The sequence below is a fragment of the Rhizobium sp. P32RR-XVIII genome (assembly GCF_012641395.1).
In the GTDB taxonomy this organism is placed as follows: domain Bacteria; phylum Pseudomonadota; class Alphaproteobacteria; order Rhizobiales; family Rhizobiaceae; genus Rhizobium.
The window spans coordinates 68093-81629 of the sequence record NZ_JABAIH010000002.1; the positions used below are offsets into that span (position 1 = coordinate 68093).

Sequence of the window (13537 nt, forward strand, 5' to 3'; positions counted from 1 at the left end):
CCTTTCAATGGCCACATTTTGACGCGGGGATCGGCTGCTGAGTTGGGTAGCCAAGCCGCCGCAGCGGGACGAAGGATTGCCGTCAGTTGATCATCGCTCTTCGTCGCGGGCCCCAGCGGTCTTCCCGCTCATATTCTTTTTCGATCGCCATGATTTCGACGAGGCTTGAGGCGGGAAATGCGTGCTGCTTTCCACCGGCCTGCACGACGACGACGCCGTCTTCCATCCAGACCTTGGTGGCGACGAGGTTGCGCTCTTGCCCATCATCGACGACTGATACGACAAACATGGTTTCCGCCAGTTGCTACGAGTTCCACCTATTTTCGCGTGAACGTATTAGCGAATCGTAACTTATGCGTTACTAATTCAAGCCGGAGCTCCATTTTCGCGAAGGAATTCAGGGAATCTGAAGGATCTTTCTCCCGCAAGAGCGAAACGCCTGCCAGAAATTTCGGGCCCTCCTGTTCCGGATTCCGCATTTACTTTGCCTTAATTAGGTACGCTTAATATTGCTACCAGACGTTGCTTGCCGCTCGAGCATGATGCTCCTGCGGTTCTCTATCATGCATCTCTCTTATGCTTTCCGGCACGGCCGAAGGCCGTCGCAGAAAGCTCCCTTGCTTGCAATAGCGACCCGGCTGCCCATGACCCGGCCCGTGTCGTCGGTGGTAAACGCAAAGTCACGTTGGAGAGCATCTGGTGCAGCCCAATACGCCCACGAATCTGGCCTTTCGCGTTGCAACGGTCTTGCAACAACTAGGTATCGAGGGACTGCCGCGGAACTACGAACTCGTGTTCGAGGCGATGACCGGCAACAGCCCGGATCTCACCCGCGAACTCAGGTCGCTTGGCACGGTCAAGACGCAGGACGCCTTGGATGCCATTGGTCGGCGTTACCTGCCCCATCACTTCGAAGGCAGTCTGCTTGAGACACGTTCGGGCCAGGTGCAACAGGAGTTGCAGAGCATTCTCTCGCTGCTCGACGAGGAAAAGTCGGCATTGACGCGCTATGGAAGTGTCATCAGCCAAGCCGCCAGGGTTTTCGAAGCCAATGATGTGACAGACAAGGTCGCACTCACGCGATCGCTGCAATCGGTGAGTTCGGCAACACACGCTCGCGAGGCACAAAGTGCAATGCTCGCCTCGAAGGTGGTGGAGAAATCCCAGAAGCTCGAGCAGGTGCAGCACGAGACAGCCGCGGCGAATGCCGCCAGATTTGTCGATACGGTGACCGGGCTGGGCAACCGCCGTGTGTTCAACAAGGAACTGGCCAAGATCTACGAGAAGTCAGGGCTGCCTGACTTGTGTGGAGTGGCCTTTGCGGACATTGACGGCTATGAGACTGTTGCCGCTATTCCGAACCTCCTGGAACCCGTCCTCAACGGTATCGGTGAGCTGATCCGGGCGCTGTTCAGCAAAGAGGACCTGGCCTGCCGTTTCGATCGAGGTCGCTTCGGTTTCATTTTCCGAACCGCAGATGAGACGGAAATCATGCGGCTCATCGACAGGCTGCGCGATCGACTGAAGGGACTTCCGGTCGTGCATCCGGTATCGGGAAAACGCTGCGCTGCGCTTTCATTCTCGGTCGGGATATGCATGTCGAAGGAGGCCCGGACGGCTGATGCCCTTATCGCATTCGCCGAGCAGGCGCTGGGCATGGCAAAGGCATCGGGCGGAGACAATGTCTCGATCCATGGCGTGGCGAACGTCTCGCACGTGCCCAAGGACTGGCTCATCTATCGATAGTCAGACCGCGGCGGGTTGCCAACACGGCCGGTCCGCATCTTCAACGTCGTCATTGAGGGCAGTCATGGCACCGTGTCCGCATTGCGCCATGAGCAGACTCCGATCAACCGGGCCCATCGCCGATCTGAAGATGCCCGGTAAGAAACGTCACAAAAGCGCGAATGCGGGGGGAGAGTTGCCTGCTGGTCGGCCATAATGCCGCCAGCTCGCCAGTCGTAAGGATGTGGTCGTCCAAAAAGGACACCAGCGATCCAGCTTCAATTTGGGCGGCGACGGCAAAGGGCGGCATAGCGGCGATGCCGAAGCCCTTTTCAGCTAGGTGCACCAGCGGCTCTATGGTGTTGGCACTCATGGTCTCCGGGATCGCAATGACGCCACCGCTGGTTTTCAGCGGCCAGTCGAGGATCTTGCGCGTAGATTGGGAGCGCTGCCGAAGACAATCGTGCCACGCCAGATCAGCGGGCGAGGCAGGTATGCCGCGCCGGTCGAGGTAGGCGGGCGATGCCACGAGCTTGGAGCGAAACCTTCCCAAGCTCTTGCGCATCAGGCGGCTGTCATTTGCAACTCCCGTCCTGATCACCACGTCGAATCCCTCCTCAATCACGTCGACCAGGCGGTCGGTGAAGTCGAGGTCGAGTGTGACGGCCGGATATGCCGACATGAAGTCAGCGATAACCGGCATCAGGAGCATGCCAACCATGGGTAAACTAACCCGCAACCTGCCGTTCGGCGCGGCCACCGTCTGGGTCAGCTCCATCTCCGCCGCTTCGATTTCCTCAAAGATCCGATGGCAACGATCGAGAAACAGCCGCCCTTCTTCTGTCAGAGTCATATTGCGTGTGTTGCGATGAAAGAGCCGCACCCCCAAGCGTTGTTCGAGGCGCGCAACTGCCTTGCCTACCGCAGACGCTGACAGCCCTGCCTGCCGGCCGGCGGCGACGAAACTGCCAGTTTCCGCGGCGTGTACAAACAAGCTCATGGTGCCGAGATGTTCCATTTGGCTGGTATAACGGAATTTGGTTCCGCAGTCACCGGAATGCCGGGCTGTTTTTCTTGATTAGTCGCTTCGCTATTTCTTGGTTGGTCGCGCAAGCGGGCCGGAAACGATGGAAAGAAATAGCGATGAGATACGGGAAGATTCGAGTGGACGATTTTGAGAACGGCGGCATCTCGAGCGGCAGGCTTGAGCCCGCCCACGAAGCTGGCCGGCCAGTGCCGCATTCCACAAGCTTTTTGACGATCGTCAGCTGCGGCTACACCGAACGCCTGACGGGAGGGGCACGACTATGACCGCCCAGGCGACCACAGCCGCTGGGGCGACTCGCTCCGGCCTGCCACTTCTGGGCCTTCTGGCGCTCGCCACAACGAGCTTTCTGGTAACCCTCACCGAGGCTCTGCCAGCCGGTCTTTTGCCCCAGATGGGCTCCGACCTGCGCGTCAGCGAATCTTGGGCGGGACAACTCATTTCAGTCTACGCCATCGGCTCCCTTCTGGCAACTATCCCGCTGACGGCGGCGACGCGCAGCTGGCGGAGACGATCGCTTCTCGTCATGACGATTGTTGGCTTCGCAATTGCCAACTCTGTCACAGCCCTTTCTAGCAACTTTGCCGTCATTCTGGTTGCTCGCTTCCTGGGAGGCGTTTCCGCAGGGCTGCTTTGGGCCCTGATGACGCCCTATGCAGTGCGCATGGCGCCGGCACATCTGTCCGGGCGGGCCATGGCCATTGCACTTGCCGGAATCCCGGTGGCTTTGTCGATCGGTATTCCGGCCGGCACCTTCATCGGAATTGCGTTAGGCTGGCGTGTCGCGTTTGGTCTCATGACGCTTATCGCCGTTCTGCTCATAGGCTGGGTGCTGGTGAAGGTGCCTGATTTTGCCGGAGAACAAAAAGGCGGGCAGCAGCTTTCGCTGTGGAAGGTCATCCTGATGCCAGGCATCCTGCCTGTGCTTGTGACCATCCTGGCCTATGTGCTGGCGCAGAACATTCTCTACACCTATATCGCGCCGCTTCTGGATACCGTCGGAGCGAGCGGTCAGACCGATCGCGTTCTGCTGACCTTCGGCATCGTTTCACTGGCTGGCATCGCGATCGTCGGCGCGACCGTTGACCGGGCACTCAGATTGCTCACCGTGGTTGACGTCGGCCTCTTCATTGCTGCCGCGCTGCTGCTGACGATCGGTGCCGTCTCCCCTCTGGTTGTTTATGGGGCGGCTGCCATCTGGGGCCTTGCCTTTGGCGGAGCAAGCACGATTTTCCAGACCGCTCTAATCCGCGCGGCGGGTCCGGCTGCCGACACGGCGGCAGCTATCATCGTGACAGTCTGGAACATCGCCATTGCCGGGGGTGCATTCGGCGGCGGGCTGATCTTGCAGAGCCTTGGCGCTTCGGCATTGCCGTGGTCGCTGCTGTTCCTTCTGATCCCCGCTCTCATCATCGCCCTATTGAACAGGGCCTTCCGCAGCACCGGAACGACATCCGCGGGGGTGCGCGCGCACTAACGTGAGCGACCAAGGTTCGGCCTTTCGAACCTTGGTCGCTTCTTGCAATAGTGGGTCTCCCCGATTGGCGGCTCAGGGTCATCCAGGTCCGCTTTGGGCCGCAAGCTGCCGTTTGGCGGTATTCGCCATACAATTCGGCAGTGCTGCGTCGAGCTCCCATGAAAGGATTGGTGCCGCAAGCGTCGCGCACGTGCCCAAGGACTGGCTCATCTATCGATAGTCAGACTGCGGCGGGTGCCAACCGGCCGGTCCGCGTCTTCAACGTCGTCATTGAGCAGGGCGAGGCACCCCCAACCCAGCAGGCGTTTCTCATGGCACCCCCGTCACGGCGCTAGGTCGCCTTTGCCAGCTCCCGGTCGATTGCCGAGACGAGGCGGCTGTCATCCGCCGTCACGTCGGGGGCGAAGCGGGCAACGATCCTGCCGTCGCGGCCGATCAGGAATTTCTCGAAATTCCAGAGGATTTCGCCGTCCTCGGGAAAATCCATGCCATAGTCTTTCAGCCGCTCGCGCATTGGCCCTTCGCCTGTGGTTTCCATGCCTGATGTCGTCAGGGCCTTGTAGAGCGGATGCTTGTCCGGCCCCTTGACGACAACCTTGGAAAACATCGGAAAATCGACGCCGTAGGTGCTGGTGCAGAATTCCAGGATTTCCGCGTCGGTGCCCGGCTCCTGGCCCTTAAAGTCGTTGGCCGGGAAGCCGGCGATGACGAAGCCTCTCTCGCGCTTGTCGGCATAGAGCTTTTCCAGCCCTTCATACTGGACCGTCAGCCCGCATTTGGAGGCGACGTTGACGATGAGCAGCACTTGCCCGCGAAAGTCGTTGAGCGTCGTCTCGCGCCCCTGAACGGTCTTGACCGGAATGTCGAGAAGGTCGGTCATCATTATCTCCAGTTAATATTGCATTGGCCTGAAATCACGTTCCGCAGAACGTCTGCAGTACCCGCTCGTCCGGCTGCGGCGGTTCCATGTAGGCCGCAAGCGCCGGCTGGTCGTCATAGGGCTTGGCGAGCACGGTCAGCAGTGCCTCGAACAGCGAGAAATCGCCATCCTCGGTCGCCGCAAGGATCGCCTGCTCGATGCGGTGATTGCGGGGAATGAAGGCCGGGTTGACCTTCCGCATCGCTTCGGCGCGCCCGGCCGGCGATTGCGGATCGCGCGACAACCGCTCGCGCCAGCGCCCCAGCCACTCGCCGCAAGCCTCCGGCTCGCGGAAGCTCGCGGTAAAGGCCGCTTCCGCCGCATCGTTGCCGGCAAGCGCGGAGAGGCGCCGGAAGGCCAGCGTGAAATCCGCCTGTCCGGCCTGCATCAGCGCCAGCAGCGATTGGATCAGCTCGAGATCGCCGTCCTCTTCCGAAACGACCCCGATCTTGCGGCGCATGCCGGAAAGCCAATGCGCCTGGAACCGCTCGCCATAGAGCTTGATGACCTCGTTCGCGAGTTCGAGGGCTTTCTCCTGGTCCGCATCGAAAAGCGGCAGCAGGGTCTCGCCGAGGCGTGCAAGGTTCCACTGTCCGATGCCCGGCTGGTTTGCATAGGCGTATCGGCCCTGGTGGTCGATCGAGGAGAACACGGTTGCCGGATCATAGGAATCCATGAAGGCACAGGGGCCGAAATCGATGGTCTCGCCTGATATCGTCATGTTGTCGGTGTTCATCACGCCATGGATGAAGCCGACATGCAGCCAGCGGGCGATCAGTGCCGCCTGCCGTTCGCAAACTTCCCGGTAAAGCGCCAGATAGGGGTTCTCGGCATCCTTCAGCTCCGGATAATGCCGCTCGATGACATAGTCGGCCAGCGCCTTGATGGCTTCGGCATCGCCGCGGGCGGCGAAGAACTGGAAAGTCCCGACTCGGATATGGCTTGCCGCAACGCGCGTGAAGACGGCACCCGGCAGCACTTCCTCGCGATAGACCGGCTGCCCGGTCGTCACCGCCGCCAGCGCCCGCGTCGCCGGAACGCCGAGCGCATACATCGCCTCGCTGACGATATATTCGCGAAGCACGGGCCCGAGTGCGGCGCGCCCGTCGCCGCGCCGTGAAAACGGCGTTTGCCCGGCGCCTTTCAATTGGATGTCCCGCCGCTTGCCGTTCCTGTCGATCACCTCGCCGAGCAGGATCGCGCGCCCGTCTCCCAAAAGCGGCACGAACCCCCCGAACTGGTGCCCGGCATAGGCCATCGCCAGCGGGTCGGCGCCATCAGGCAGAAGATTGCCGGAAAAGATCGCCTCGCCGTCGCGCTTCAGCAATTCGACGTCGAGCCGAAGCTCGGCGGCGAGTTCCTCGTTCAGCTTGATCAGCCGGGGTTCGGCTGCCTGTGACGGCGCCTGCCGCACGAAGAAGTTCGGCGGCAACCGCGCATAGCTGTTGTCGAATGGAAAGGCGCCATCCGGCGCGTCTTTTTGAAGAGCAGAGGTCATGGCTAATAGGTAGGGTCGCATGGCAGGCCACGCAAGCCGATTTTACCCGCAAACCATCCCTTCACGAAGGGCAATGGAATGCAAGGAATGGTGATCTCCGTTTACCACCCGTCAAAGCAGATATGCCATAAAAGACATCGCGCTGCCATGATTGCAGGCGTATAGCAAATCATCCCTCCTTGGCATCATTGCCATGTCATCCCCCGCGGTCCTGTCGCCTCGTGTGCTCCGCCGCGCCATTGCGAGTGATCCCTGACGATGTCGGATCAGATTTACCAGGCGCCGATGGTTCGGCGCGCGACACCCAATTTCCGGGTGATCGCGATGATTGTCGCGTGCGCCATGCTGATGGAAAACGTCGATGCTACCGTGCTGGCGACCGCGCTGCCGACAATGGCGCGCGATTTCGGCGTCAGCGCCCCGGCCATGTCGATCGCGCTGACCTCCTACCTGCTGAGTCTGGCGATCTTCATTCCCGCCAGCGGCCGCATGGCGGACAGTTTCGGTTCCCGCACCGTCTTCCGCTCCGCCATCGCCGTCTTCGTGATCGGCTCCATCTTCTGCGCCTTCGCGCCCACGCTCTCGTTCCTCGTGCTGGCTCGCTTGCTGCAGGGCATCGGCGGCGCCATGATGATGCCCGTCGGCCGCCTTGTCCTAATGCGCAGCGTCGCCCGTAAGGACATGGTCAGCGCCATGTCCTGGCTGCTGGTGCCGGCGCTGATCGGCCCCATCGTCGGCCCGCCGCTCGGCGGCTTCATCGTCACCTATCTCGACTGGCGCTGGATCTTCTATATCAACGTGCCGATCGGCATCATCGGCATGATCTTTGTGTCGATCTATATCGACGAGCTGAAGGGCAAGGCCACCGGCCCCTTCGATACGATCGGCTTCATCCTCTCGGGCATTTCGCTCGGCTCGATGCTCTTCGGCTTCGAACTGTCGAGCCATGACGGGGAGGGGTCGTTTTCGATCTTCCTGATCGCCATTGGCCTGCTCTTCGGCATTGCCTATCTGCGCCACGCCCGCAACCATCCGGCGCCGATCATGGATTTCTCGCTGATGAAGGTGCCGAGCTTCGGCACCTCGGTTATCGCCGGTTCGCTGACGCGCATCACCCAGGGCGCCCAGCCCTTCCTGCTGCCGCTGCTCTTCCAGATCGGCTTTGGTCTTTCGGCCGCGGCGGCCGGTCAGATCATCATCTCGACCGCGCTCGGCGCGCTTTTCATGAAGCCGCTCGCCAAGGCCGTCTTCCGCCGGCTCGGTTTCCGTCGCAGTCTTGTGCTCAATGGCATCATCGGTACGATCGGCTACGGCCTCTGTGCCGCCTTTCGGCCGGACTGGTCGATGCCGCTGATCTTCATCATCCTGGTGCTCAGCGCCTTCTTCATGTCGTTTCAGTTCACGGCTTACAACACGATCGCCTATGACGAGATCGGCCCAGAGCGCATGAGCTCCGCCACCAGCTTCTACACCACCTTCCAGCAGCTCATGCTGTCGCTCGGTATCTGCCTCGGGGCGCTGGCCCTGCACGGCTCGATGACCGTCAATGGCAATCTCGTGCCGCAGCTTGGTGATTTCTCCGCAGCCTTCATCGTCGTCGCGGTCATCTCGCTCACCGCGACCTTCTGGAATCTGCGATTCTCACCCACGGCAGGGGCTGAGATCAGTGGGCACGCGGCCAAAGCCGGCTCCGGGGCCGGACACTAGGCGCCATCCGGGCAAAGGCCCTGATCCGGGCGCAGTTGGCGCGTATCGGCCGGCAGATCGCTGACATGCGCATGGTGCCCGTTCGGGCCGATGCCGATGTCCCGCATCAGATGGCCGTCGAGGCCCTCGAAAGGCATCAGCCCGGCATCGAACAGCTCGAAGGCGTCATGTTTCTGCTTGCGGTTGAACGCATAGCGAACGGCTTCATAAAACAAGTGGCCCGGCCGCCAATTTTCCATCGTCTTCATTGACATACCTCAGGCGGTTGCACCCTGCGGCGGCAGGCATGCTTCGCAGATTGCGGCGACGTGCCGGTGATCGGTGCCGCAGCACCCGCCGAGCACGCGTATATGCGGCATGCGGGCAAGCAGCCTGCGGTAACGATTCCCGAGATCGATCGGATCACCGGCGTCCAGTGTTTCACTTTCGTCAAGCTCGGCATGGCTCATCGCCGAGGCATTGGCGCGAATGCCCCAGATGCGCTTCACCCAGCTGCTGCGATGATCGAGCGCCGCCTCGAAATGCTTCGGGTGCGCGCAGTTGATCATGTAGTAGGCCGGAGCGCCGCCGCTTGCCGAATCCGTCGTTTCGATCGCATCCTGAATACTGCGCCCGGTCACGAGCCTGCCGTCGGTTTCCACCGTAAACGCGATCGCGGACGGGATTCCGTGCGCCTTGGCGGCGCGGGCGACGCCGATCGCCTCATCGATATTGTTCAGCGTGACGGCCGACACCATGTCCGCTTCCGTTCCGGCGAAGGTCGCGATTTGCTCGGCGTGGTAATCCTCGGCTTCGGACGCGTCCATCGGGCCCGCCTTGTAGCCGTCGCCGCGCGGACCGATCGCACCACTGATGACGATCGGCCTCTGCGGCCCCTCAAATTCGGCTCGAAGTTCGGCAACCAGATCGACTGCCGTCTCGTTTGCGGCGCGCAGCGCCTCAGGAGAATAGCCGAGCTTGTTGCCCCAGTCGGCACTGGCCCGCCAGGTCGCAGTATCGAGCACGAAGCCGGTACCGTGCTGCCGGGCGATATCGAGATAGGGTCTATAGTAATGCTTGAGCTTCCGCCGCCCGTCGGGCGATGCGAGAAGGACGAAGGAGGCGAAATGCGGAAGCTCGATGCCCTCATGGAAGATCAGCGACGTTTCCATGCCGCCGTCGGTGATGAATGTTTGCCCCGTTAACTGCGGCAGCCTGTTTCTGTATTTGCTCATCTCAGCGTCCGTCCCTCATTCGTCCCGTAGGATCATCCAGACGATCAAATTTCTCTCGCTATAGCCTGCCAATCTAGCCCACTTGCGGTATACTGAGGGCGGTTTCCGGGTTAGCGGCGGAAATCAATGGGTTAATGAACGGGACGGCATGGGTCTTGCGTAGCGTCACGGCGAAAACTGTACCGACGGTGCAGGAGGGCGCATGCGCAAGGGCGAGGAAACAAGAACCCGTATTCTCGACGTCGCCGAAGCGGCGGTGCTTCAGAAGGGATTCGGCGGCACCTCCATCGAGGAGCTGATTGCCGAGACCGGCATCACCAAAAGCGGCTTCTTCTATCATTTCAGGGACAAGAACGAGCTCGCGAAGGCGCTGCTCAATCGCTACATCGAAAACGACGAGCGTATCTACGACGAGATCTTCAGCCGGGCTCGCGAGCTGATGGACGATCCGCTGCAGTCCTTCCTTCTCGGCCTCAAGCTCTTGTCCGAACTGCTTTCAGACCTGCCGAACGGCCATCCGGGCTGCCTCGTCGCAACCGTCTGCTATTACGAACGCCTCTTCGATCGCGAGATACAGGAAGCCAACAAAAACGCAGTGCTCGCATGGCGACGGCGTTTCGGCGGCATGTTCGAGGAAATCATGGCCGTCTACACGCCGCGCGAACCGCTTGATGTCGACCAGCTGGCCGACATGGTCTCGACGGTCATTGAAGGCGGCATCGTCCTGTCCAGGGCGCTGAAGGAACCGAACAGCCTCTCCGAGCAGATCCTGGTGCTGAGGACCTTCGTCAAGCTGCTCTTCCAGCCCCGCGCGTCCGACCTCAACGGCGTCCGGCACTGAGGCCCAAGCCGCGTGAGGATTCAGCCGCCATCCTCCATCGCTGCGGCCATTTCGGCAAGCTTGCGAACGGTGTTGAGGTTGCGGGAGGTGCCGGGCTTCAGCGCGGGAAGCTTCAGCTTGGATTTTCCGGATCCGATCGGATAGTGCACGTAGATCTCGCTCCCGGCGATCTCTGCCTCCTCGCCATCCGGTGCCACCATCTTCTCAAGCGCATCTTTCGGCGCCGCTTCCGGCAGGAAGTTCACCAGCAGGAAATTCGGCTTGGCATCCGGGAAGGGCGCCCCGGCGACGATCTTCTGCAGTTCCTTGCTGCTTCGGATCATCACGCCCGGCTTCTTGCCGAGCTTTTCGCCAAGCGCCGCGTCGAGCCTTTCGCCGGCTGCCTTTTCGCTGTCATCCGAGCGGAAGACGACGTTGCCGCTCTGGATGTAGGTCCTGACATCGGTGTAGCCCAACCCTTCGCAGATCGCTTTCAGCTCAGCCATCGGCAGGGCACCGGTCCCACCGACATTGATGGCACGAAGCAGGGCGACATAGACGGGCATTTCTTCCTCCAAGAATGGTCGCAGGCCCCCCTCTGCCCTGCCGGGCATCTCCCCCACAGGTGGGGAGATTGGCTGGGCGCGAAGGCTTCCCCAAACAACTAATGCTTCAGCACGGCATATCGACAATGAGGCGAGAAACGAAAGCCGCTTGTGATCTCCCTCCTTGTGGGGAGATGTCCGGCAGGACAGAGGGGGGTGCCCAGGGCACGCCCCATCCAAATCTTACATCTTGCCCGCCACCTTGATCGCAAACGCATATTCGAAGGCGATCTCCTCCAGCCGCTGGAAGCGTCCCGAGGCGCCGCCGTGTCCGGCATCCATGTTGGTCTTGAGCAGGATCGGTGCTGCGCCCGTCGTCTTGTCGCGGACCTTGGCGACCCACTTCGCCGGCTCCCAATAGGTGACGCGCGGATCGGTCAGCCCGCCGAGCGCCAGGATCGGCGGATAGGCTTTCTCGCCGACATTGTCGTAGGGCGAGTAGCTGGCGATGTGATGGTAGTCGTCCTTGCTGTCGATTGGGTTGCCCCATTCCGGCCATTCGGGCGGCGTCAGCGGCAGCGTGTCGTCAAGCATGGTGTTCAAAACGTCGACGAAGGGCACGGCGGCGATGATGCCGGCGAACTTCTCCGGCGCCATGTTGGCGACCGCACCCATCAGCATGCCGCCGGCCGAGCCGCCCTCGGCGATGATACCAGTGTAGGAGGTGAACTTCTGTTGATTCAGATAGTCGGCGGCGGCAACGAAGTCCTTGAACGTGTTGGTCTTCTTGCCCATCTTGCCGTCTTCGTACCACTGGAAGCCCTTGTCCTTGCCGCCGCGGATATGGGCGATGGCATAGACGAAGCCGCGATCGACAAGCGACAGGCAATTGGTATTGAACCCCGCCGGAATGGTGATGCCGTAGGCGCCGTAGCCGTAGAGCAGGCAGGGGGCTGAGCCGTCGAGCGGCGTATCCTTGCGATAGAGCAGGGTGACCGGCACCTCAACGCCGTCCCATGCCGGCGCGAAGACGCGGCGGGTCACATAGTCTTCGGGATTATGGCCGGAAGGCACTTCCTGCGTCTTCAAGAGCGTGCGCTTGCGCGTCACCATGTTGTAGTCATAAAGCTGGTTCGGCGTCGTCATCGACGAATAGGAGAAGCGGATGGTGTCTGTGTCGTATTCCGCAGCTCCTGAAAGCCCCAACGAATAGGCCTCTTCAGCAAAGGCGATCGCATGCTCCTCGCCGGTCTTCCGGTCGCGGATCATGATTTGCGGCAGGCCGTCCTTGCGTTCCAGCCAGATGAGATGGCGCGCATAGGCCATCTGGGAGAGGATCAGGGTGCCGGGCTTGTGCGGCACCACTTCGCGCCAGTTCTCCTTGCCCGGATTTTCAACGGGCGCTTCCATGATCTTGAAATCCTTGGCGCCGCCGTCATTGGTGAGGATGTAGAAGACATCGCCGCCCTCGGTCATCTCGTATTCAATGCCAGTCTGGCGCTTCGCCACCACCCTGGGCTCGGCCATCAGATCCTTGGTCGAGAGCAGCCGGTATTCGCTCGTCTCGTGGTCGTGGATGTCGATGTAGATGAAATCGTCGAGCAACGAGCCGCCGACGCCCATGAAGAATCCGGCGTCCTTTTCCTCGTAGACCAGCCGGTCTTCGGATTGCGGCCGACCCAAGATGTGGTGGAAAACCTTGGAGGGCCGGTGGTTTTCGTCCAGCGCCGAATAGAAGAAGCTCTTGCCGTCGGGCGCCCAGACGCCGCCGCCGCCGGTGTTCTCGATCCGGTCCGGCAGGTCCTCGCCGGTTGCGAGATCGCGCACCTTCAGCGTGAAGAACTCCGAACCCTTGTCGTCATAACCCCAGATGCCGCGGCTGTGGTCGGTCGAATGGTCGAGGCCTGCGAGCCGGAAATAGGCCTTTCCGCCCGCTTCCTTGTCGCCGTCGAGGAGAACAGAGCGGATCGTCTCGTCCTTGGCGTTGGCTTCGCGCGGGATACGGAAATAACGCGGCTGCTCGCCGCCGGTCACGAAAAACGTGCCGTAGGCATAAGCGCCGTCCTTCATGGGAACCGAGCTGTCGTCTTCCTTGATGCGGCCGCGCATTTCGGCAAAGAGCGTCTTCTGCAGCGCCTTGGTGTCTTCCATCGCCGCGTTCATGTAAGCGTTTTCCGCTTCCAGATGCTTGCGGATCTCGGGATCGAGGATCGATGGATCCTTGAACATCGCCTGCCAGTTATCGGCGCGCAGCCAGGCATAATCGTCCGTCCGGGTGATGCCATGGCGGGTGTCGGTGACGGGCTTTTTCGGGGCTGCGGGCGGGGTGGGCAGGTTCTTGAAAACGGACAAGCAAAGGCTCCGGATCGGAATTGCGGGGTGCGCAAGAGATAATGGTGCGGACAGGCCAGATCAAGCGCCGTGCAAGCCATCGGGGATAAGCTCGGCGGGAATCGAAGACTTCCTCACGTTGCCATGATGTCACCACATTGTTTAAGAATGTCCGCTACCGTCGCGCGGAATTTACGCTTCGTTTTGGCTCGGGGGTACCAGTCAAGCGGGTTCCCGCATGAGCATACAGAGGAAT

13 protein-coding genes are annotated in these 13537 nt (G+C 61.1%); 5 read left to right on the top strand and 8 right to left on the bottom strand.

Annotated elements, in window-relative coordinates:
* Nucleotides 1–82: 82 nt before the first annotated feature.
* Entirely contained in the window at nucleotides 83–289 is a 207-nt protein-coding gene (locus HGP14_RS05300) for a hypothetical protein (protein ID WP_168828824.1), read from the bottom strand.
* A 410-nt stretch (nucleotides 290–699) separates the two neighbouring features.
* On the opposite strand from HGP14_RS05300, the gene HGP14_RS05305 reads away from it, so the two are divergent.
* Nucleotides 700–1746, top strand: coding sequence for a GGDEF domain-containing protein (locus tag HGP14_RS05305; protein ID WP_168828825.1), 1047 nt, complete (start codon nucleotides 700–702; stop codon nucleotides 1744–1746).
* Nucleotides 1747–1849: 103 nt separating this feature from the next.
* Here HGP14_RS05305 and HGP14_RS05310 read toward each other — a convergent pair whose 3' ends face one another.
* Nucleotides 1850–2743, bottom strand: a complete 894-nt coding sequence (locus tag HGP14_RS05310; RefSeq protein WP_168828826.1) for a LysR family transcriptional regulator — start codon at nucleotides 2741–2743, stop codon at nucleotides 1850–1852.
* A 146-nt stretch (nucleotides 2744–2889) separates the two neighbouring features.
* Here HGP14_RS05310 and HGP14_RS05315 point away from each other — a divergent pair, with 146 nt between their 5' ends.
* Both HGP14_RS05315 and HGP14_RS05320 read left to right on the top strand, forming a co-directional pair.
* Nucleotides 2890–3036: a hypothetical protein gene (locus tag HGP14_RS05315; protein ID WP_168828827.1), complete on the top strand. Its 147-nt coding sequence runs from the start codon at nucleotides 2890–2892 to the stop codon at nucleotides 3034–3036.
* Nucleotides 3033–4247, top strand: coding sequence for an MFS transporter (locus tag HGP14_RS05320; protein ID WP_168828828.1), 1215 nt, complete (start codon nucleotides 3033–3035; stop codon nucleotides 4245–4247). Before HGP14_RS05315 ends, HGP14_RS05320 begins: the two co-directional genes overlap by 4 nt.
* 331 nt (nucleotides 4248–4578) lie before the next feature.
* Here the strand turns inward: HGP14_RS05320 and HGP14_RS05325 are convergent, their stop codons facing one another.
* Complete coding sequence (locus tag HGP14_RS05325; RefSeq protein ID WP_168828829.1) at nucleotides 4579–5130, bottom strand: glutathione peroxidase; 552 nt, start codon at nucleotides 5128–5130, stop codon at nucleotides 4579–4581.
* A gap of 31 nt (nucleotides 5131–5161) precedes the next feature.
* Complete coding sequence (locus HGP14_RS05330) at nucleotides 5162–6664, bottom strand: YdiU family protein (protein ID WP_168828830.1); 1503 nt, start codon at nucleotides 6662–6664, stop codon at nucleotides 5162–5164.
* 258 nt (nucleotides 6665–6922) lie between these two features.
* Here HGP14_RS05330 and HGP14_RS05335 point away from each other — a divergent pair, with 258 nt between their 5' ends.
* Nucleotides 6923–8371 carry a DHA2 family efflux MFS transporter permease subunit gene (locus HGP14_RS05335; protein ID WP_168828831.1) on the top strand — a complete coding sequence of 483 codons (1449 nt, stop codon included), beginning with the start codon at nucleotides 6923–6925 and terminating at the stop codon, nucleotides 8369–8371.
* Here HGP14_RS05335 and HGP14_RS05340 read toward each other — a convergent pair.
* Together HGP14_RS05340 and HGP14_RS05345 are read right to left on the bottom strand one after the other, a co-directional pair.
* On the bottom strand, nucleotides 8368–8619 hold the full coding sequence (locus HGP14_RS05340; RefSeq protein ID WP_168828832.1) for a hypothetical protein: 252 nt from the start codon (nucleotides 8617–8619) through the stop codon (nucleotides 8368–8370). The genes HGP14_RS05335 and HGP14_RS05340 overlap by 4 nt on opposite strands.
* A 9-nt stretch (nucleotides 8620–8628) precedes the next feature.
* Nucleotides 8629–9585: a homocysteine S-methyltransferase family protein gene (locus HGP14_RS05345; protein ID WP_168828833.1), complete on the bottom strand. Its 957-nt coding sequence runs from the start codon at nucleotides 9583–9585 to the stop codon at nucleotides 8629–8631.
* A gap of 202 nt (nucleotides 9586–9787) precedes the next feature.
* Here HGP14_RS05345 and HGP14_RS05350 point away from each other — a divergent pair, with 202 nt between their 5' ends.
* Nucleotides 9788–10426 carry a TetR/AcrR family transcriptional regulator gene (locus HGP14_RS05350; protein ID WP_168828834.1) on the top strand — a complete coding sequence of 213 codons (639 nt, stop codon included), beginning with the start codon at nucleotides 9788–9790 and terminating at the stop codon, nucleotides 10424–10426.
* Between the two features lie 20 nt (nucleotides 10427–10446).
* Here the strand turns inward: HGP14_RS05350 and HGP14_RS05355 are convergent, their stop codons facing one another.
* Together HGP14_RS05355 and HGP14_RS05360 are read right to left on the bottom strand one after the other, a co-directional pair.
* On the bottom strand, nucleotides 10447–10971 hold the full coding sequence (locus HGP14_RS05355) for a DUF1697 domain-containing protein (protein ID WP_168828835.1): 525 nt from the start codon (nucleotides 10969–10971) through the stop codon (nucleotides 10447–10449).
* Between the two features lie 222 nt (nucleotides 10972–11193).
* Nucleotides 11194–13302 carry a S9 family peptidase gene (locus HGP14_RS05360; protein WP_168828836.1) on the bottom strand — a complete coding sequence of 703 codons (2109 nt, stop codon included), beginning with the start codon at nucleotides 13300–13302 and terminating at the stop codon, nucleotides 11194–11196.
* Nucleotides 13303–13537: the final 235 nt, after the last annotated feature.

Bases quoted from the DNA above. Each gene is read 5' to 3' on its own strand.
- HGP14_RS05300 (WP_168828824.1), bottom strand. From the start codon at position 289: ATGTTTGTCGTATCAGTCGTCGATGATGGGCAAGAGCGCAACCTCGTC.
- HGP14_RS05310 (WP_168828826.1), bottom strand. From the start codon at position 2,743: ATGGAACATCTCGGCACCATGAGCTTGTTTGTACACGCCGCGGAAACT.
- HGP14_RS05320 (WP_168828828.1), top strand. From the start codon at position 3,033: ATGACCGCCCAGGCGACCACAGCCGCTGGGGCGACTCGCTCCGGCCTG.
- HGP14_RS05325 (WP_168828829.1), bottom strand. From the start codon at position 5,130: ATGATGACCGACCTTCTCGACATTCCGGTCAAGACCGTTCAGGGGCGC.
- HGP14_RS05330 (WP_168828830.1), bottom strand. From the start codon at position 6,664: ATGACCTCTGCTCTTCAAAAAGACGCGCCGGATGGCGCCTTTCCATTC.
- HGP14_RS05335 (WP_168828831.1), top strand. From the start codon at position 6,923: ATGTCGGATCAGATTTACCAGGCGCCGATGGTTCGGCGCGCGACACCC.
- HGP14_RS05340 (WP_168828832.1), bottom strand. From the start codon at position 8,619: ATGAAGACGATGGAAAATTGGCGGCCGGGCCACTTGTTTTATGAAGCC.
- HGP14_RS05345 (WP_168828833.1), bottom strand. From the start codon at position 9,585: ATGAGCAAATACAGAAACAGGCTGCCGCAGTTAACGGGGCAAACATTC.
- HGP14_RS05350 (WP_168828834.1), top strand. From the start codon at position 9,788: ATGCGCAAGGGCGAGGAAACAAGAACCCGTATTCTCGACGTCGCCGAA.
- HGP14_RS05355 (WP_168828835.1), bottom strand. From the start codon at position 10,971: ATGCCCGTCTATGTCGCCCTGCTTCGTGCCATCAATGTCGGTGGGACC.